15 protein-coding genes are annotated in these 18,767 nt (G+C 70.9%); 5 read left to right on the top strand and 10 right to left on the bottom strand.

All coding sequences use genetic code 11. From position 1 onward, the window contains the following. Positions 1 to 65: 65 nt before the first annotated feature. Complete coding sequence (locus D7X55_RS04160) at positions 66 to 1,094, bottom strand: polysaccharide lyase (protein ID WP_121722290.1); 1,029 nt, start codon at positions 1,092 to 1,094, stop codon at positions 66 to 68. A 340-nt stretch (positions 1,095 to 1,434) separates the two neighbouring features. On the opposite strand from D7X55_RS04160, the gene D7X55_RS04155 reads away from it, so the two are divergent. After that, positions 1,435 to 2,460 carry an arginine N-succinyltransferase gene (locus tag D7X55_RS04155; protein WP_120547954.1) on the top strand — a complete coding sequence of 342 codons (1,026 nt, stop codon included), beginning with the start codon at positions 1,435 to 1,437 and terminating at the stop codon, positions 2,458 to 2,460. Here D7X55_RS04155 and D7X55_RS04150 read toward each other — a convergent pair. After that, on the bottom strand, positions 2,444 to 3,487 hold the full coding sequence (locus tag D7X55_RS04150) for a lasso peptide biosynthesis protein (protein WP_120547953.1): 1,044 nt from the start codon (positions 3,485 to 3,487) through the stop codon (positions 2,444 to 2,446). The genes D7X55_RS04155 and D7X55_RS04150 overlap by 17 nt on opposite strands. A 65-nt stretch (positions 3,488 to 3,552) precedes the next feature. Here D7X55_RS04150 and D7X55_RS04145 point away from each other — a divergent pair, with 65 nt between their 5' ends. Next, on the top strand, positions 3,553 to 6,702 hold the full coding sequence (locus D7X55_RS04145; RefSeq protein WP_121722289.1) for an ABC transporter substrate-binding protein: 3,150 nt from the start codon (positions 3,553 to 3,555) through the stop codon (positions 6,700 to 6,702). Between the two features lie 226 nt (positions 6,703 to 6,928). Here the strand turns inward: D7X55_RS04145 and D7X55_RS04140 are convergent, their stop codons facing one another. From D7X55_RS04140 to D7X55_RS04110, 7 genes are all read right to left on the bottom strand, one after another. Continuing rightward, on the bottom strand, positions 6,929 to 9,178 hold the full coding sequence (locus D7X55_RS04140; RefSeq protein WP_120547951.1) for a hypothetical protein: 2,250 nt from the start codon (positions 9,176 to 9,178) through the stop codon (positions 6,929 to 6,931). Between the two features lie 91 nt (positions 9,179 to 9,269). Continuing rightward, positions 9,270 to 9,893 carry a DedA family protein gene (locus D7X55_RS04135; protein WP_120547950.1) on the bottom strand — a complete coding sequence of 208 codons (624 nt, stop codon included), beginning with the start codon at positions 9,891 to 9,893 and terminating at the stop codon, positions 9,270 to 9,272. A 192-nt stretch (positions 9,894 to 10,085) separates the two neighbouring features. Further along, on the bottom strand, positions 10,086 to 10,847 hold the full coding sequence (locus tag D7X55_RS04130) for an SDR family oxidoreductase (RefSeq protein ID WP_121722288.1): 762 nt from the start codon (positions 10,845 to 10,847) through the stop codon (positions 10,086 to 10,088). Positions 10,848 to 10,990: 143 nt separating this feature from the next. Then, positions 10,991 to 12,061: a radical SAM protein gene (locus D7X55_RS04125; protein ID WP_121722287.1), complete on the bottom strand. Its 1,071-nt coding sequence runs from the start codon at positions 12,059 to 12,061 to the stop codon at positions 10,991 to 10,993. Then, positions 12,058 to 12,297 (bottom strand): anti-sigma factor, encoded by a 240-nt coding sequence (locus tag D7X55_RS04120; protein WP_014399836.1) that lies wholly within the window; start codon positions 12,295 to 12,297, stop codon positions 12,058 to 12,060. The genes D7X55_RS04125 and D7X55_RS04120 overlap by 4 nt, the downstream gene beginning before the upstream one ends. A gap of 65 nt (positions 12,298 to 12,362) precedes the next feature. Beyond that, positions 12,363 to 12,992: an RNA polymerase sigma factor gene (locus D7X55_RS04115; protein ID WP_120547947.1), complete on the bottom strand. Its 630-nt coding sequence runs from the start codon at positions 12,990 to 12,992 to the stop codon at positions 12,363 to 12,365. A 35-nt stretch (positions 12,993 to 13,027) separates the two neighbouring features. Continuing rightward, positions 13,028 to 13,612 carry a DNA-3-methyladenine glycosylase gene (locus D7X55_RS04110; RefSeq protein ID WP_121722286.1) on the bottom strand — a complete coding sequence of 195 codons (585 nt, stop codon included), beginning with the start codon at positions 13,610 to 13,612 and terminating at the stop codon, positions 13,028 to 13,030. Positions 13,613 to 13,678: 66 nt separating this feature from the next. Here D7X55_RS04110 and D7X55_RS04105 point away from each other — a divergent pair, with 66 nt between their 5' ends. Next, positions 13,679 to 14,335 (top strand): hypothetical protein, encoded by a 657-nt coding sequence (locus D7X55_RS04105; protein ID WP_120547945.1) that lies wholly within the window; start codon positions 13,679 to 13,681, stop codon positions 14,333 to 14,335. Positions 14,336 to 14,511: 176 nt separating this feature from the next. Next, positions 14,512 to 16,065, top strand: coding sequence for a 4-alpha-glucanotransferase (locus tag D7X55_RS04100; RefSeq protein WP_121722301.1), 1,554 nt, complete (start codon positions 14,512 to 14,514; stop codon positions 16,063 to 16,065). 58 nt (positions 16,066 to 16,123) lie between these two features. On the opposite strand, the gene D7X55_RS04095 is transcribed toward D7X55_RS04100, so the two are convergent. After that, positions 16,124 to 16,426: a hypothetical protein gene (locus tag D7X55_RS04095; protein ID WP_120547944.1), complete on the bottom strand. Its 303-nt coding sequence runs from the start codon at positions 16,424 to 16,426 to the stop codon at positions 16,124 to 16,126. 166 nt (positions 16,427 to 16,592) lie between these two features. Between D7X55_RS04095 and D7X55_RS04090 the strand changes: the two genes are divergently transcribed. Beyond that, positions 16,593 to 18,767: outer membrane protein assembly factor (locus D7X55_RS04090; protein ID WP_120547943.1), on the top strand; the 2,175-nt coding region annotated here is incomplete at its 3' end.

Below are 18,767 nucleotides of genomic sequence, written 5' to 3'. Positions count from 1 at the left end.
GACTCCTTCAACCCACCTCCCGCCCCGGACGCACCGGAGCGGGAGGGTCCTTCAGGGACGACGCTTCAGCTCCGGCGGCGGCGCGCCCGCGCCAGGCCCAGGAGCCCCAGCAGCGAGAACGCGGCCAGCGAACCACCGCTCGCGGAGCAGCCACCGTGGAAGTTCGCGTCGCCCTCGTCCTCGTCCAGCGGCGCCGGCTTCACACCCGTGCTCGTGCCCGCGTCCACCACCGGGGCCGGGTCCACGGGCGTGCCCGCGTCCACCACGGGGTCCGGATCCACCGGGCTGCCCGCGTCCACCACCGGGTCCGGATCCTGCGGCGAGCCCGCGTCCACCGGCGTCCCCGCGTCCACCGGCGTGCCGGCGTCCACCACCGGCTCCGGATCCGGCTGCACCACCGGGAACACGTCCTCGCGCTTCGTCGCCTGGATCATCCCGTCGTGGTAGACGACGCCCACCGGCTTGATGGTGTCCGCCCGGTACAGCCCCAGCTTCAGGTAGTTGTTCTGGCCGGAGAACATCGTCTTGGCGTAGGTCTTCTTCAGCACCTGCGCGCCGTTGTGCCACAGCTCCACGTAGCCCACGGACGCGTCCGGGGACCACTTCACGTGGAAGACGAACTCCTGCCACGTGCCGCGCTTGAGCGCCGTGCTCCACACCGTGCCGCTGTCGTTCAGCGTCAGGCGGATGAGCTCGCCCTTCACGAAGAACTCAATCGGCGGCGACCCGCAGCACCCGTCGTGGTGCCACTGCGTGAAGAGCTGCCACGCGTCCACGCTGGGGAAGTCGTTCGCGAACATCACCTTCCAGCGGTACCAGTACTCCGAACCCACCTTCTCGTTGCTCAGGTACACCAGTTCATTGCGGTTGCCGCTGGAGTTGATGGGGTCATCGCCCTGCTTCACCGTGGCCTTGAGGGCGTACTTGCCCTCCGACACCGGGCTCGTCACCACCTGGAGCCGGTCCGAGCTCACCATTTGTTCCACGCTGTATTGGGAACGGTTTCCCGTCTCGAAATCGCCCCGCCAGACGATTTCCGCCGCAGCGAGGCTCGGGAGCAGACAGGCCGCGAGCCAGAGGTGCAGTGCTTTCAATGCTGAATCCTTGGGAGGGGGGAGGGGAGGGGTTGATGCTTTGACGGCAAAGCTTTGACAAACACTACCCCAAACCATTCCCTCACTTCATTCCCCCGCCAAACCATTCCCAGACGCCTGACAACACAGCATGCGGGCAGGCAGGCCCTTCCCCGGATTGAGACATGTTTCACGTCGGGAGCCACGCCGCCCATACCCAGCGAGCGGACGGCGGAGCGATGTCCTGAACGCAACGCGTCATTGACAGGGGAGCATGCAGGGGGCTGACGGGACGGGGGCGTGGTGTAAGGTCACGGGCCCTTCCGGCGCTCCCTTCCCGGGGCGCCCTTCAGTGTGCCCCATGCTCGTGCTGCGAGACGTCCAGAAAACCGACTTGCCCGGCCTGAAGCGTCTTGCCGCGGTGCTGAACACGGTCAACCTGCCGAACAACGAGGAGACGCTCGAGGCCATCATCGACAAGTCGGTGAAGAGCTTCGCCGGCAAGGTGAAGGACCCGTTCGAGCGCGAGTACCTCTTCGTGCTGGAGGACGTGCGCAACAACCTCATCATCGGCACGTCGATGATCATCGCCCAGCACGGGACGTACGACGCGCCGCACATCTACTATGAGGTGAGCGAGCGCGAGCACTACTCCGCCTCGCTGGAGCGGCACCTGCGGCACAAGGTGCTGTCCATCGCGTACAACTACGAGGGCCCCACGGAGATTGGCGGCCTGGTGGTGGACCCGCCCTACCGCGCGACGCCGGACAAGCCCGGCAAGCAGCTGTCCTTCGTGCGCTTCCTCTTCATCGCCATGCACCGGCGGCTGTTCCGGCCGCGCGTGCTGGCGGAGCTGCTCCCGCCGCTGCTCCCGGACGGCCGCAGCCTGCTCTGGGAGGCGTGCGGCAAGAAGTTCACCGGCCTCACCTACCTGGAAGCGGACCGGCTGAGCCGCCAGAACAAGGAGTTCATCAAGGAGCTGTTCCCCGCGTCGGACATCTACGCGTCGCTCTTCCCGGACCGCGTGCAGAAGGTGCTGGGAGAGGTGGGCCCGGCCACGCGCGGCGTGCAGCGGATGCTGGAGCGGGTGGGCTTCCGTTACGTGGAGCGCATCGACCCGTTCGACGGCGGCCCGCACTTCGAGGCGGACACGGCGGACATCTCCCTGGTGCGCCGCTACCGCACGATGAAGCTGGCGGAGGAGGACTTCGAGCTGGAGGGCGACGATGTGCTGGTCGCCGCCGAGCGCGAATCCGGCCGCAACCGCTTCCGCTCCGTGCGCTGCACGGCCCGGCTGGACAACACCGTCATCCACCTGCCCGCCCGCGCGAAGGAAATCCTGGAAGTGAAGCCCGGCGCGAAGCTGTCCGTCATTCCGTTCGAGTAGCGCGCACCACCCGGTAGTCCCCGCGCAGGAGCGCCAGCCAGCGCTCCCCTGCCTCCAGCGCGGGGCCCTCCGGCGGCACCAGCGCCAGCGCCAGGTGCGTGTCCGGGCGCACGGGGTCCAGGGACGTGGGGTCCAACTCCAGCGTCCCGCCGCCCTTCAGCGCCACCCGCACCCAGGCGTGCGGCCGGGCCGGTCCGCCGTCCACCACCAGCAGCCCGTGCACCAGCCCCACCCGCTGGCCCCGCGCGCGAGCCAGGGACGCGTAGCGCAGGGCGTGCGCCAGGCAGCCTCCGGCCTCGCCCTCCCCTCCCGGGCGCCAGTCCGCCGCCGTGGGCCCCTTGTCCGGGAAGGCCGCGTGCACCTTCGCGGACAGGGCCCGCGCCGCCGCGGGCGTCCACTCCGTCATCTCCGGCAGGCGCGGGGGGACGGTGAAGGACGGCCCGTCTCCTCGCGGCGCGAGCGCCAGCGCGCCTCCGGTGCCCCCCTCCACGGGGACTCCGTCCGCGAAGAGCTCCGGCGGGGCGCGCAGCCGCTCCCCGGGGGCCGCCCGGGTGAAGCGGGAGTCGCCCACCTCCAGCGCCTGGAGCTGCCCCCGGTCGTCGTAGCGGGCGCGGAAGCGGGCACCCAGCATCGTGCCCTCGGCGCTGGTGGGGCCCCTCGCCGTGACGCAGTGGGGGCCCTCCTGGCCGGACAGCTCCTCGCGGCCCTTCACGCAGCCCTCGGGAGGGGGGCCCCGCCACAGCCACAGCGCCTGGGGCACCGCGTCCCCGGCCGTCACGCGCCCTGTGGCGTCCACGGGGAGCGTCACCTCGCGCACGCGCTCGCCCGCGTGGCCGTCTCGCACGTGCAGGTGCCGGCTGGTGTACGTGAACCGCCCCGCGTCCAGGGACAGCCCCACCGTCCCCACCGGCACGCCCCGCCACGCGAAGACGAACCGGACCGAGCTTCCGCTCCGGGCGGCCTCGGCGCCCGTGCTGGCGGGGATTCCCGGGAGCGCCAGCATGGCGATGGCGAAGAGGGCCTTCATGTCCCGTGAAGCATGCGTCGAAATCAGGACCGGCGCGAGAAGGCGGGTTAGCGTCACCCCCGTCCATGGGCGCCAAACGGTACCTCTTCTCGTTCGGGCTGGTGGCGGCGCTCGTCTCCGCACTCATCCTGGGCTTCGTGCTGTGGTGGGTGACGGGCAAGCCGGATGACACGGCCGGGTGGGCGGTGCTGCTGCTCGGCGTGCCGTTCCTGTGGCTCATCGGCAGCTACCTGTCGTGGTTCCGCTTCGCGTCCATGCGGCGGCGCGAGCGGCGCGACCTGATGTCCCGCCTGGCGGAAGGCGACCTCACCACGCCCATCCACACGGGCTTCGAGGGCCAGGAGGACCTGCGCCGCCTCATCCTGTCCCTGCGCCGCGCGCTGTCCCAGGTGCAGCGCGTGACGAGCAACCTGCACCGCACCGGCAACGGCGTGAGCGAGCAGGCCCGCATGCTGCTGGAGGCCGCGCGCCGTCAGGGCGGCGCCGTGGAGCGCACGCTCTCCGCCGTGGGCGGCAACGGCAGCAGCCTCCAGGTGGCCATCAAGCGCGTGCAGCACATTGAGACCTTCGCGCACGAGACGACGGGCGCCCTGCTGGAGATGACCGAGCGGCTGCATCAGGTGGTGGACGGCCTGGAGACGGTCAACGACTTCAGCCAGCGCACCAGCGGCCTCACCCAGGCGATGACGGAGCGGCTGACCCACATCGCCGCGTCGGGTGACGAGCTGGGCCGCTTCGCCTCGGAGGCGGAGGACTTCGTCGCGCTGGTGGAGGGCGGCATCTACGCCGTGCGCCGCCGCGCCATGGAGACCAACAGCATGGCCGTGGCCGTCACCGCCACCGCCCAGCGCGGCGAGTCGCTGGTGGGCGACAGCGTGCAGGGCATGTACCGGGTGGAGGAGACGGTGCGCAAGGCGGCCGAGCTGATGGAGATGCTCGGCACGCGGTCGCTGGAGATTGGCCGCATCGTGGACGTCATCCAGGAGATCGCCGACCAGACGAACCTCCTGGCCCTCAACGCCGCCATCATCGCCGCGCAGGCGGGCGAGCACGGCCGCCCCTTCGGCGTGGTGGCCAACGAAATCCGCAGCCTCGCCGAGCGCACCACGCGCTCCACGCGCGAGATTGGCACCATGGTGACGGGCATCCGCGACGCGGTGGAGACCGCCGTGGCGCTGGTGCAGGAGGGCCGCGAGCAGGCCACCGCGGGTGTGGCCCTGGGCGACCGCGCCTCCGAGGCCCTGGCCGAAATCCGCACCATCACCCAGCGCACCTTCGCCGCCGTGGAGGCCACGGTGATGGAGACGCAGCAGCTGGAGGCGCAGGGCGCCACGGTCGTGGAGGCCAGCAAGCGCGTGGCCCAGCGCGTGGAGGACATCACGCGCATGGCCATCGAGCAGTCCGGCAACGCGCGGGACCTGGTGCGCCAGATTCAGGAGATGTCGCGCGTGGGCCAGAGCGCCGGCCAGAAGGCGGAGGCCCAGGCGCGCACCGGCCGCGACCTGTCCGAGGCGGTGATGCGCCTGAGCGCGGCCATCGAGGAGCTGCGCTCCGCGCACCAGGTGCTCACCCGGGGCGACGCGTCCATCCGTGAGGAGATCGCGCAGGTGCGCGAGGACGCGCGCCGGGTCATCCGCATTGGCGACGGGCTGGACCGCACGGTGGACCAGCTGGGCCACGAGACGGCCAGCCTGGAGGCGGAGGTGTTCCGCTTCCAGCTGCCCCGCGCCCGCGTGGGCGGCACGCTGCGCGTGGGGCTGCATCAGGGGGGCTCGCTGCGCGCGCGCCAGACGGTGGATCCGCTCTTCAGCGTGGAGAACCAGATGGCGGAGCTGACGGCGTGCCTCTTCTCCTGCCTGGTGCGGCTGGAGGACGGCATGCTGGTGCCCGACCTGGCCGAGCGCTGGGACGCGGACCCGTCCGCGCGCCGCTACCGCTTCTACCTGCGCCGGGGCGTCACCTTCCACGACGGCGCCCTGCTCACCGCGCAGGACGTGAAGCGCCACCTGGAGCGGCTGATGGACCCGGCGCTGCGCTCGCCGGACCGCAGCCTGTTGGAGGACGTGGAGGGCGCGCGCGAGTACTCCAGCGGCATGGCGCGCGAGGTGACGGGCATCGAGGCGCTGGACGAGGGCACACTGGAAATCCGCCTGCGCGAGCCCAAGGTGTTCTTCCTCCAGCTGATGGCGCTGACCGCCACTGCGGTGGCGAAGGTGGACCCGGCGGGGAAGCTGGTGGGCACGGGGCCCTTCCGCGTCGTGGGCATGCAGCCGGACCGGATGGTGCTGGAGCGCAACGCCACCTACTGGCGCGGCGGACTGCCCCTTTTGGACCGGCTGGAGTTCGTCCTCTCGGACACGCGCAACCAGGCGATGCGGCAGCTGCTGGACGGACAGTTGGACCTCGTGTCGTTCCTGCACGTGGAGCACACGCAGGCCAACGGCCTGGACGCGCACCAGGTGGTCACCAGCACCACGCCCTCCACGGCGTTCCTGGGCTTCAACCTGAACGAGGCCCCCTACAACGACGTGCGCGTGCGGCGCGCGCTGCGCGCGGGCATGGACCTGCAGGGCGTGGTGGAGCAGTTCCACCCGGGCGCGCGGGTGGCCCGCACCTTCACGCCTCCGGAGCTGCTGGACGGGGCCCAGGAGCTGGGGCCCGCGCCGGTGCCGGACCTGACGCTGGCGGAGCGGCTGCTGCGCGAGGCGGGCGTGCGGCGGTTGCAGCTCACCCTGCACCACCCGGTGGGCCGCGACACATCCGCCGAGGACGCGGTGCTCTTCCGGCCGCTGATTCAAGCGGGACTCCTGGAGCTGCGCCACGAACAGATGCCCGCCGAGGAGTACCTGCCGCGCCTGCGCGAGGGGAAGGTCCCGGCCTTCCGCACGCTGTGGCTGGCGGACTTCCCGGACCCTGACGCGTTCCTGCACTTCCTGCTCAACTCCAGCGCGCAGACGGTGTACCCGCTGGGCTACAGGAACGCGGAGCTGGACCGGCTCACCGCCGAGGCGCGCGTGTCCATTGATCCGGAGCTGCGCTCGCAGCTGTACAAGCGCGCGGAGCTGCTGGCGCGCGAGGACTGCCCGCTCATCCCGCTGTACCACGACCGCACGCACGCGGTGGCGGTGGCCTCCGTGCAGAACCTGCGGCTGCATCAGACGCCGCCGCAGGTGCGCTTCGAGGACCTCTGGGTGGACCCCGCCGTGGGCGGCTGAGCGGATCAGCCGCGCCGCCATCTTCGCAATCGCCCTCACCCACTCCATCTCCGCCACCCTCCCCGCCCAAGCCTCGCCATCCAACCAGGGGGGTCTGACATGGACGCGAAGCACCCGCGTCCTCGCCCTCCGAAGGCGAAGCGCCAAAACCTGTCCGACTGTCGGACAGGTTTTCAGAGACCGGGTCCGGCGGGCGCCGTTGGTCCGTGCCCCGTGGGCGGCTGACCTACGGCACGGCGCGGCGTGTGCCCGCGGGACTGGCGTTGCGCTGGGGCCAGCCTCGGACTTCGGCGCGCTCGCCGACGGGATAGGCCTCCAGCCTCCAGACACCGTTTCGGCGAAGCGCCACGTGAAGCAGGTCGCCCGCGAACACCGCGCCCGCGACCTCCACGCGGCCCGGCAGGGAGCACTGGTTGAGCTTGTTGCCGTAGGCGATCCATTCGAGCCACGCCTGGCGCTGACCATTCGGCAGCGCCGCGTCCGCGAGCACGCCCACCGTGTTTTGCGACAGCAGCGCGGCTTCATGGAGGGCGCCGGGGAGCAGCGGTGAGGGCAGCACGTCCACGTCCGAGAGGGACTTGCCGTCATCCGTGCTGAAGGAGCGCAGCACGGTGCGCCGTTCCGCATCGACGCACGGGGTGCCGTCCGTACGGTCACAAGCGAGCGCGAACGCATGACCGACCCTGCCACTGGGGGTCATGAGCACGGGCTCGGTCAGCGGTGACAGCGTGCGCGTGCCCGCGTCCCAATCCAGTGCGCCGAGCACGCCTCCATCCGTGTCCACGGCGGCCCGCGTGCCCACGAGCAACCGTCCCGACGCGAGCGCCAGTGACGACGCACCGTCCGGTACGCCAGGCCCAAGCGGTTCGAGGCTCAGTGACGCGATGCCTCCGTCCTCGCCATTGAACCGGGTCGTCAGTCCGGCCTGAGTGGGGCTCGGCGCATCCACGGAGTACGGCCCGAGGTGTGACGTGACGCCTGCGCCTGAAATCCCGCCATCCGTGCCCGGCTCGGGCTGCGCCCAGCTTGTGAAGGCCAGCCGGCCATCCCACGGCGTGTAGAGGTACGCGCCTCGCGTGTCGTCCACGGCGAGCCTCGCCGCTCCACCGCCGTCCTCCTCCGGCCCCGTCGCCAACAGCATGCCTTCGTTCGCGCTCAGCATGATCAGCCGGGAGCGCTGCGGATCCGAGCCCGCGTCTTCGCTCCACGTGACGTACGTCAGCACGTTCCCTTCCTGCGTGAGCGCCACCCTGCCCGCTCCCGTGCCGGGCACGCCCTCCGGCGTCCCTCCGTCCCGCGCCGCATCGGCGAACGCCAGCGACGTGCGCCAGCGCAGCTCGCCCACGCCTCGGGGCGCGTACGCCTCCAACGCTTCCGGTGCCAGCACCACCACGCCCGCGTCCGACGCCGCGAGCAACGTCCTCACACCCCCGTCCGCATAGGGCGACTCGTAGCGCAGCAGTCCGCTCTCCGTGTACGCGGCGAGCCAGCAGCCCGCGTCCTCACCGCACACCGACGCGTAGACCGTCCCGTCATCCACCAACAGCACGGGCCCTCCGTCCTCCGCGACGGGCGCGCCTCCCAGCTCCGCGCTGAAGACGGACTCCAGGTCTCCTGCGTCCGGACGCATGCACTCACCCGCGCTGCACTTGCCTTCGTCCTGGCAGGGCGTGGCCGGCGCGCAGACGAAGCCGTCCGGCGGCGTCACCGACCGGCACGTGCCGCTGAAGCAGACCTGCGCCGCCTTGCAGCTCACCGCGCCGCACGGGCTGAAGTCCGCCACGTCCACCTCCTTGCAGCCTTCGTTGCGGTCGCACACGCCCACCTTGCAGGGGTTGCCCGGCACCGGGCACGCGACGTTCGCCGTCACGCAGCCCTGCGTCGGCGAACAGCTGTCCACCGTGCACGGGTTGTCGTCATCGCACGTGCGCGGCTGCCCCACGCAGACGCCCGCCTGGCAGCGGCCGTTCTCCTGACAGCGGCTGCCGGGGATGCACGACGCGCCATCCTCCAGCGGTGACTCGATGCACTGGCCGGAGTCCAGGTCGAAGCGCGACTCGCGGCACTCGCCCTGCGGCACGCACGCCAGCGGGCGCACGCCCACGCCGGTGAGCCTCACCTTCGCCGTGGTGCGCCCGGCCGTGAGCACCAGCTCACCATCCACCGGCGCGTTGCCCGCGGAGAACAGGATGTCCACCGTGCCCGTGCCGCTGCCGCTCACGACAATCTGGGACACGACGACGAAGAAGGGCGCGTCCGTCACCGCCTCCACCGTGACGCCCGCGCGGCCCGTGGCCACCAGCGTCAGCGAGCGGCGCACCTGCGTGCCCTCCAGCACCCGGCCGAAGTCCACGACCTCGGCCTGGGGCCGGAAGCTGGCGCTCGCACCGCCCAGGTTGGGGTCGTCGCCACAGCGGCACCCTCCCACCAGGACGAGCACCAGGAGCAGCCACCAGCGAGCACGGGCGCGGAACATGCCCCGACTCAACCGCGCCACCCCGGGCCCGCGCAACGTGCGCCCACCCTGGCGGGTCGTCCCCGCACATTTTCCTGCCCGGCCGGGCCCGCTACGGTTCCACGGCCGACTCACGCCGCCGCGTCAGCGCCCGCACGCCGAACCCCAGCGCCGCCACCACCAGCAGCCCGATGACGGCGTACTGGTAACGCGACACCAGCACCGTCAGCCGCTCCAGGTTGCCGCCCACCGCCATGCCCAGCGCCAGGATGAGCCCGCTGTGCGCGAGCGCGGAGATGGCGCCCAGCACCAACGCATTGAAGCGCGGCATGCGCGCCGCCCCCGCCGCGATGAAGATGACGCCCCGGATGCCCGGCAGGAAGCGGTTCACCAGGAGCAGCCACGGCCCCGTGCGCCGCATCTTCGCCTGCACCTGCTCCAGCCGCGCGTGCGTGAGCCCGAAGAAGGAGCGCCCCGGCTGCGCCTCGAAGCGCTTCGCCAGCCACTGGCCCACCGCGTAGTTGATGAACGCCCCCAACACGCTGCCCGCCGTCACCACCGCGAGCACCAGCCACCAGGGCTTCTCCCCGCGCACGGCGTAGACGCCGCCCATGAGCACGATGGTGTCCCCGGGAAACGGAGGCACCACGTACTCCAGCATCGCCGCCACGCCGAGCACCAGGAACCCGAACGGCCCCAGCATCCCAATCAGCTTGTCGACGTGCTCGATCCACATCCGCGCGGTGCCCTCCAGGGCCAGAAACTCCCGGCGCGAGACTTAAGTCGCCTTCCCGCCCGGGGGAACCCGTCTCTTCCACCACCCGCGCGGAGGTGAACACGGACAGCCCCCTGGCCTCCAGGGGCAACCCACGCTCGCATCCCCCGCGCAGGGGGGCGCAGGCACGGGCCGGATGCCGGCCCCGGCCTCTCAGACGAGCGAGAGTCCCCTATCCGCAGTGAGGACACTTCCCGTGACGAAGGACGCCTCGCCGCTCGCGAGGAAGACGGCCGCGTTGGCGATCTCCTCCGGGTCCGCGACGCGCTGGAGCGCATGCAGCCGCGCGGCGGCGGCGCGCTGCTCCTCGGAGGCGTTCCAGCTCCGGAACATGGGCGTGTCCGCGCCTCCGGAGACGAGCACGTTCGCGCGGATGCCCTGAGCGGCGTACTCCGCCGCGACGGTGCGCGTGAGCCCGATGAGGCCCGTCTTCGCGGCGGCGTAGCCGGACGTCCCGGGCATCGCCTTCGTGTGCCCCACGAAGGTCCCGATGTTGATGACGCTCCCTCCGCCCGACTCCAGCATCGCGGCCACCTGGTGCTTCGTGGACAGGAACGCACTCACCAGGTACCCGTCGATCCACTCCCGGAACGACGCCGTGTCCAGCGTGTGCGTGGGCCCGCCGCCGAACGAGCCCCCCGCCGCGTTGACGCCCACGTCGAGCCTCCCGAACGTCTCCCGCGTGAAGCGGACCAGGGCCTCGACGTCGCCCTCCTTCGTCACGTCCGCGGCGCGGGCCACCACCTTCCCGCCCATCTCGCGAGCCAGGCGCGCCGTCTCCTCGAGCGGCTCGATACGTCTGCCGGCCGCCACCACCCGCGCGCCCTCCCGGGCCAACGCCAACGCCGTCGCCCGGCCAATCCCTGAACCCGCCCCCGTCACCAGGGCGACCTTCCCTTCCAATCGATGCGTCATCCGACGGCTCTCCGAACATGGCCCGCGCATGAGGTCGCGCCGCCGGGGCCCTCGCCGCGGCGCACGGTCCTCGTAGCGCCGCGAGCCCAGGGCCCGCGCTCCGGTTCTTGCCGTCGAATCACGAACGCCGCGCGAAGCGGGCGTCAGGCCTGCCGGGACGAAGCCGCGGGCGTGGGCAGCACCGTGCCGCCGTACTGGCTCGCCGCCAGCGTGCCGCACGCCGCTCCAATCTCCTTGCCGCCGGAGTACCGCCGCGCGATGGGCGCCTTCAGAATCTGGAGGTGGTCCCGGAACGCGCTCAACTCCTCCGCGGAGGGCGGCAGGTACTTGCCCGTCGGATCCGTCACGTCAATGAGGTCCACCTTGATGGGGATGCCCTCGAACGCCGCCTTCAGCGCCTCCGCGTCCTCGCGCCCCAGGTTGAAGCCCTGGATGGCCACGTAGGCAATCATCGCCCGCTCGCGCCGCGCCTCGCTGTACTCCCGGATGGCCTGGATCAGCTCCGGCAGCGGGTGCGTCTTCTCGATGGGCAGCACCTTCGCGCGCTTCTCCGGGATGGCGCTCGTCACGCTGAACGCCAGGCGGAACGGGTGCCCTTCCTTCGTATAGCGGCGAATCGCGGGCACGTGCCCCGCGGTGGAGAACGTGATGGCCGTGCCGGAGATGGAGAACCCGGCAGGGTGCGAGAGAATCTGCGCCGCGCGGATGGTCTCCTTGTAGTTGAGCAGCGGCTCGCCCATCCCCATGAACACCACGCCGCCCACGCGCCGGTCCGCCTCCGCGCGCACCTGCATCACCTGGTCCAGTATCTCCCAGGTCTGGAGGTTGCGCTGGAAGCCCAGCTTGCCCGTCATGCAGAAGTCGCACGCCAGCGCGCAGCCCACCTGGCTGGACACGCAGACGACGTACTTCTCCTCGAAGATGGGGATGCGCACCGCTTCGATGCGGCCGCCCAGCGGCGACTCGAAGAGGTACTTCACGAAGCCGTCTTCCGCCTGACGCCGCTCCACAATCTTGAGCGACGGCATCTGGGCCTGGGCGCGGAGCAGATCCGCGACCCGGCGAGGCACCTGGGGCGCCAGCGCGACGGCGTCCACCGTGGGACGGGCGTGGGCGAAGACGCCCGCGAACACCTTGCGCACCGCGGTGGCGGACGGCTGGGCCGGCGCGAGCGCCGCTTCCAGCTCCGGCAGCGACAGTTGTTTCAGATTCACGAGCAGGACTTGATCTTCGAGCGCAGGAACTCCGTCAGCTTCGCGGACACCTCCCGGGGCATCTTCAGCGCCATGGCGCGCTTGCAGAGGCCGGGCGTCGCCCGATAGGTGCTGAGGAATTCCTCGCAGGGCTTGCAGCCCGACAGGTGCTCCTGCAGGTGCCGCGCCTCCTCCTCGGGCATTTCGCCCTCGAGGAACTCGAGCAGGAGGTTGATGGAATCTTTGCAGGTATACATCCGAACCTCGGCTGGCTGCGGCTCCCCTCGTTCCAGTTCGAAGATGCCGAGGCGCCCTGGGGGTTTCACACCCCGCGATTGTCCCGGTTGTAGAACAGGTCGATGGCCTCCCGCAGCGCGAGCCGTGCCCGGTGCAGGCGGCTCTTGATGGCGGGGATGGAATCCCCCGTCACTTCCGCGATCTGTTCGTAGCTGAGGCCATCCACGTCTTTCAAGAGGAAGACTTCCCGGTAGCCCTCCGGCAGGCGGTCGGCCGCTTGCTGGATGGCCTGCCCCAACTCCGCGTCCAGCGCCTTCTCCTCGGCGTCCCGGCTCCAGTCCGTGACGGGGTAGTCCGCCAGGGTGCCCCGCTCCGTGAATTCAGGCGCCTGGAGTTCGGCTTCCGCCGCCTGGGCCACCCGGCGGTGACGCAGGCGCATGAGCGCATGGTTGGCCGCGATGCGGTGCACCCAGGAGCCGAAGGCCGCCTCGCCCCGGAAGTCCTTCAGGTGCTGGTAGGCGGACAGGAAGGTGTCCTGGGTGATTTCCGCCGCGTCCGCCTCCGAGCGCGTCATCCGCAGCGCCAGGCCGTAGACCCGGTCCTGGTGCAGGCCCACCAGGGCCTCGAAGGCGGAGACGTCGCCGTCCTGGGCGCGCGCCAGGAGCCGCCGGTCTTCTTCCTGCCGGTCATCTTCCTGGGGAGCCTCTTGGGACATGGCGTTTTCCACCCAACCAGCCAGAACGTTCCGCGTCAAGGACGACGGCGAGGCCGCCGGGAGACGAAGCGGCTGACGTGTCCACTGTCCCGGTCCCACAGCCGCAAGGGTTCAGCGGCCCACGCCCCGGCGTACTCCACGCCAATCCGGGGCCCCCGCTCCACCCGGGCCTCCGGCAACGGCGTCCCCGGCAAGAGGTGCAGCCCGTCCGAGTCCAGCGGGAGGTCGTTGTGGTTGAGGTTCAGCCCCAGCACCCGGCACAGCCGCCCGGGCCCGTCCGTCCGCTCACCAGGCGGGATGCCCTCCACCGGCTCCACGCCCCGCACGAGCACCGCCGCGGCCACCCCGGGGCCGTCCGTCACCACGTTGAAGCAGTGGTGCATCCCATAGATGAGGTAGACGTAGGAGCGCCCCGCCGGCCCGAACATCACCTCCGTCCGGGGCGTGCGCCCCTTGGACGAGTGACACGCCAGGTCGTGCTCGCCCAGGTAGGCCTCCACCTCCACGATGCGGCCCACGCGCCGGCCCTTCACCCCGTCCACCACCAGCAGGGTGCCCAGCAGGTCGCGCGCCACCTCCAGGGTGGGCCGCGCGTAGAAGGACAGGGGAAGTCGTTTCATGGGTGCGGAGCATGACCGGGGCCAAAGCCACCCACGACGCCAGGGAGGCTTGTCCGGAGGCGAAAGATGATGGCAGACGACCTCATGCACAACCCGATGAATGGGCTTCCCCGCTTCCGCCGTGCCCCGTTCGCCCTGGTGCTGTCGCTCACGGTCCTGGGAGGGACCGGGTGCGGGAGGGAGCCCGGCGGCGTCACCGGCCACATGCGGGTGCGGCATGGCGAGGTCTGGGAGGAATTCCCCACGTCGGCTTTCAGCCAGGTCCAGCCCCAGGAGGCCCGGGACTCCGGGTTCAACCTCGGCCCGGTCTTCAGCTTCTGCAATTCGGACGACCTGTCGGAGAAACGCCAGGAGAACTCCCGGGGCCTCTGCGTCTACGTGGACGTCGAGCTCTTCGCGAAGGGGAGCGGGCCCGCGGAGTACGCCATTGACGGAGCAGCCCATGTCCCGGGCCTGCGGTATCGGGGGACCCACGACGGCGTCTACTTCGAGCCCGGCCCTGGACACTCGCCGGGGCTGAAGGCGGCCTGGACCCAGTCGTTCTGCGCGGCCGGGGACGACGAGAAGACCGCCATCCAGCAGGTCTCCGGCCGGTTCGTGCTGGAGGAGAACTCGGAGGACCGGCTCCGGGGGCACCTGGAGCTGACAGTCCAGGGACCAACGGCTGGCACCTGCCCGGGTGAGGCCGCCGAGGTCGCCCTGGACTTCGACTTCCGGGACTGAAGGCGCCGTACGCCCGGGAGCCAAGGGCGCGTGCGCTTCGTCAACCACTGAGCGCTCGGATGGGCCCGCGGTCCAATGCCACCGTCGGCCCCAAACGGCGGACAGGCAGGCGTGTGTGCACCGCGTCGCGACAGCAGTTCACACCGGCCCGGGGCTGGGGCAGATTGCGCCGCATCATGTCCACTCCTGGCCGGCTCTCCGGTCTCCTGCTGCCTCTCTTCTCCCTGCGTTCGCGAACGGACTTCGGCATCGGTGACTTCGGTGCCATGGACGGGCTCTTCTCCTGGATGAAGGCCGCGCGGCAGCGCCTGCTGATGGTGCTGCCCCTGCTGCCCACCGCGCCCGGTGACCCCAGTCCCTACGCCACGCGGTCCGCGTTCGGCCTGAACCCGCTCTTCATCGACCTGAGCCAGGTCCCGGAGTTCCAGGCCACCGGCGACGAGGGCGCGCTCAGTGATGCGCAGAAGCAGCAGCTGGCGGAGGCCCGCGCCGCCGCGCGCGTGCGCTACGACCTGGTGTTCCCGCTGAAGGACGCCGCGTTCGCGCGCGCCTTCGACCACTTCGAGAAGCACGAGTGGTCCGCTCGCACGCCGCGCGCCCAGGAGTTCCAGAAGTGGCGCGAGGCGCAGGGCGAGTGGCTGGAGAGCTACGCGCTCTTCACCGCCATCAGCGAGAAGGAGGACCGCCGTCCCTGGTGGCAGTGGCCCGAGGGGCTGCGCACGCGCCAGCCGGACGCGCTGCGCGCCATCCAGGAGCAGGGCCTGGAGCGCCGCGTGCGCTACCACGCCTGGCTCCAGTGGCTGGCGGAGGCGCAGTGGAACCAGGTCCGCGCGCAGGCGAAGGCGAAGGACGTGCTGCTGTGCGGCGACGAGCCCTTCATCATCGGGCAGGACAGCTCCGACTGCTGGGCCCACCCGGACATCCTGCGCCGCGACGCGCGCCTGGGCGTGCCGCCGGACGACTTCTCCGCCACCGGCCAGGACTGGGGCCTGCCCTACTTCGACTTCGCCGCGATGGAGAAGGACGACTACGCGTGGCTGAAGAAGCGCGCGGCCAAGGCGGCCAGCTACTACGACCTGCGCCGCGTGGACCACGCGGTGGGCTACTTCCGCCAGTGGATCCGCGACGAGAAGAACCCCACCGGCTACTTCGTCCCCGCGGACGAGCCCACCTGGCGCCGCCAGGGTGAGAAGCACTTCCGCCTGCTGTCGGAGGGCGCGGGCATCGTCGCCGAGGACCTGGGCGTGATTCCCCCGTTCGTGCGTCAAATCCTGGCGGACCTGAAGCTGCCCGGCTACCGGGTGCTGCGCTGGGAGCGCGACGACAACACCTACCGCGACCCGCACGGCTTCCCCGCCGTGTCGCTGGTCACCACCGGCACGCACGACACGGAGCCGCAGGCCGAGTGGTGGGAGCAGGCGCAGGAGCACGAGCGCCAGAACGCCGCGCGCGCGTGGCCGGAGTTCCAGGGCGTGGCGGTGACGCGCGAGTTCACCCCGGACATCCACCGCGCCACGCTGGCCGCCGCGCTCAACGCGGGCTCGGACCTGTGCGTGCTGCCGTGGCAGGACGTGCTGGGCACGCGCGACCGCATCAACCTGCCCGGCACCATGGGCGACGCCAACTGGGCCTACCGCATCGCGCAGAACACGGACGCGCTGCTCACGGAGCCGCAGACGAAGGACGCCGCGGAGCGCCTGGCGTGGCTCACCGCCTCGTCGCGCCGCTAGGCTGAAAAAGCCTCCCGCCCCGGGGCCGCTGGACGACGGCCGCCCCGGGCGCGAGGGATTAGTCCTCGATGCACTTCACCTGGCCGGGGAAGCCCCCGAACACGGCGCAGTGGCGGCCCGCCTTCGCGCACTCCAGCCGGTCGCAGATGTTCTCCACCACGCACAGGGGCGGCGAGCGGCCGAACTCCAGGAACAGCTCCGCGCAGGAGCGGAACGGATCCGCGCACCCGAGCGAGCCGCAGTAGGGCGTGTCGGAGAGGTTCTCTCCCTCCTTGAGTTGGACCACTTCGTCTTCGCTCACGCCGCAGCCGGTGGCGAGCACCAGCGTGGCCGACAACAAGAGTGCGATTCGCCGGACCATAGGGGCCCGAATCTGACGCACCCCGGGCCCGGTTGCACGCGCCGCGACGGAGCCCGGGGGGTGGCGGACACTGACCCCGTCCCCGAGGTCGTGGAATGCGACACTCGCCCCACAAAGAAACATTGGGAAACGCGTCAGGGGCTGGCCTTCCGGTAAGAAACGTGACGTGGCCGCCGTCCGACTCCTCCGACTCCGCTCCGCCGTGCCCCTCGCGCTGGCCGTGTTGCTGACGGCGTGCGCCACCACGTCCAATCAGCCCACCGGCCCGAAGGTGAAGTCCCTGGACATCGAGGGGGCGAAGCAGGTGGACGACGGGGACATCAAGGACCGCATCCTCACGTCCTCCACGCCCTGGTACGCGTTCTGGCCCTTCGGCAAGGCGCACTACTTCGACACCAACGCGTGGCAGGCGGACCTGCGCCGCATCGAGCGCTTCTACCAGGCGCAGGGCTTCTACCAGGCGCAGGTGGAGTCCAACGAAGTGATTCCCGACGGCGACAAGGCCGTGCGCCTCAAGGTGGTGGTCAACGAGGGCGCGCCCACCGTCATCGACCGCATCGAGACGCACGGCCTGGAGGCGCTGGGGGAAGGGCCGGACCAGCCCTCGCAGCGCGAGCGGGAGCGCATCCTGGAGGACCTGCCGGTGAAGACCGGCGACGTGTTCCGCGAGGACACGTGGGCCGTCACCAAGGACCTGGTGCTCCAGCGGCTCAAGGACCTGGGGTACGCGGAGGCGGAGGTGGGCGGCGAGGTGCGCGTGGACGTGGCCACGCAGAAGGCCGTGGTGGACCTGCAGATCGCCCCCGGCCTGCGCTACCGCTTCGGCAACATCTTCATCGCCACGGACGCGAACCCCCAGGTGCCGCCCCGGCGCATCATCGAGCAGGCGCAGGGCGCCGTGCACAAGGGCGCGTACTTCAGCGAAGCGGCGCTGGCGGAGGCGCAGGCGCGCGTCTTCCGCATGGGCGTCTTCGGCGCGGTGAAGGTGAACCGGGGCGCGCCGGACCGGCAGAACGCCACGGTGCCGGTGGTGGTGGACGTGCGCGAGTCGCCCTTCCATTCCATCCGGCTGGGCGGCGGTATCGGCGTGGACGCGGCCCGGCAGGAGGGCCGCATCCTGGGCGAGTGGACCAACCGCAACTTCCGCGGCGGCCTGCGGCGGCTGACGCTGCGCGGACGCCTGGGCTACGCGTTCATCCCCAACGTGCTGGCGAGCCTCCGGGACGACGAGGGCTCCCAGCAGGCCCCCGTCTTCACCTTCACCACGGAGTTCGAGCAGCCGCGCTTCCTCTTCCGCGACGTGGCCCTGCAGGCCTCCATCACCGCGGAGAAGGGCCTCCAGCAGGCCTATTCGTTCTACGGCGGCTACCTGAAGACGGGCGTCATCTGGACGCCCCACCCGTCCTTCTCCGTCTTCCCCTCGTACAACCTGCAGCTGTACCGGCTGACCGGGCAGGTGAGCCTGGAGGAGAGCGTCCCGCCCATCATCCTGGGCTGTGGGACCACGACGTCGGAGGGCAAGTGCGACCAGGCGCTGAGCTTCCTGGAGGTGGCGTTCGCCTGGGACCGCAGGGACGACCGCACCGAGCCGCGCGACGGCTACTACCTGGGCTTCTCCCTCCAGAAGGGCGGCGGCCCCTTCTTCGGCAACTACAACTACGTCCGGCTGCTGCCGGACCTGCGCTACTACCGCTCCATCGGGGAGAACAAGGACCTGACGCTCGCGGTGAAGCTGCGCGGCGGCACGCTGAACCCGGCGGGCGGCGGGCAGAGCTCCATCGTCACCCGCTTCTTCTCCGGCGGCGCCACCGCGATGCGCGGCTTCAACGGCCAGCGGCTGTCGCCCATGACGCCCCTGGCGCCCACCTACAAGGAGGACGACGACGGCAACGTCCTCGTGGACGCGAACGGCAACCCCATCCTGGATTCCTGGGACACCGTGCCCGTGGGCGGCAACAGCCTCTTCGAGAGCGCCGTGGAGCTGCGCTACATGCTCACGGACGCGCTGATGCTGGCCGTCTTCTACGACTCCGGCCTCGTGGGCACGCAGGAGCTGTTCGGCAAGAACGGCCCCAAGCTGTTCGGTCCCGAGCACTACCACGCGGTGGGCGCCGGCCTGCGCTACCTGACGGTCGTCGGCCCCATCCGATTGGACCTTGCCCGGCGGTTGAACATCGGGCGGGGATTGCCCGTCAGCGATCCCGGATACATCTATCCGTCCTCGGGTGGATGCCTGGGCTTCGGGCGCAAGTTCGACAAGACCTCGACATCCGCGGATGCAGCCTATGCGGGTGCCCCGGAAGGGCTCTGCGCGATCCACATCTCCATCGGAGAGGCGTTT

This window comes from Corallococcus sp. AB049A (assembly GCF_003668885.1).
Lineage (GTDB): Bacteria > Myxococcota > Myxococcia > Myxococcales > Myxococcaceae > Corallococcus > Corallococcus interemptor.
Note: the sequence above shows the minus strand (reverse complement) of the source record. Positions and strands in the feature narration are given on the sequence as shown.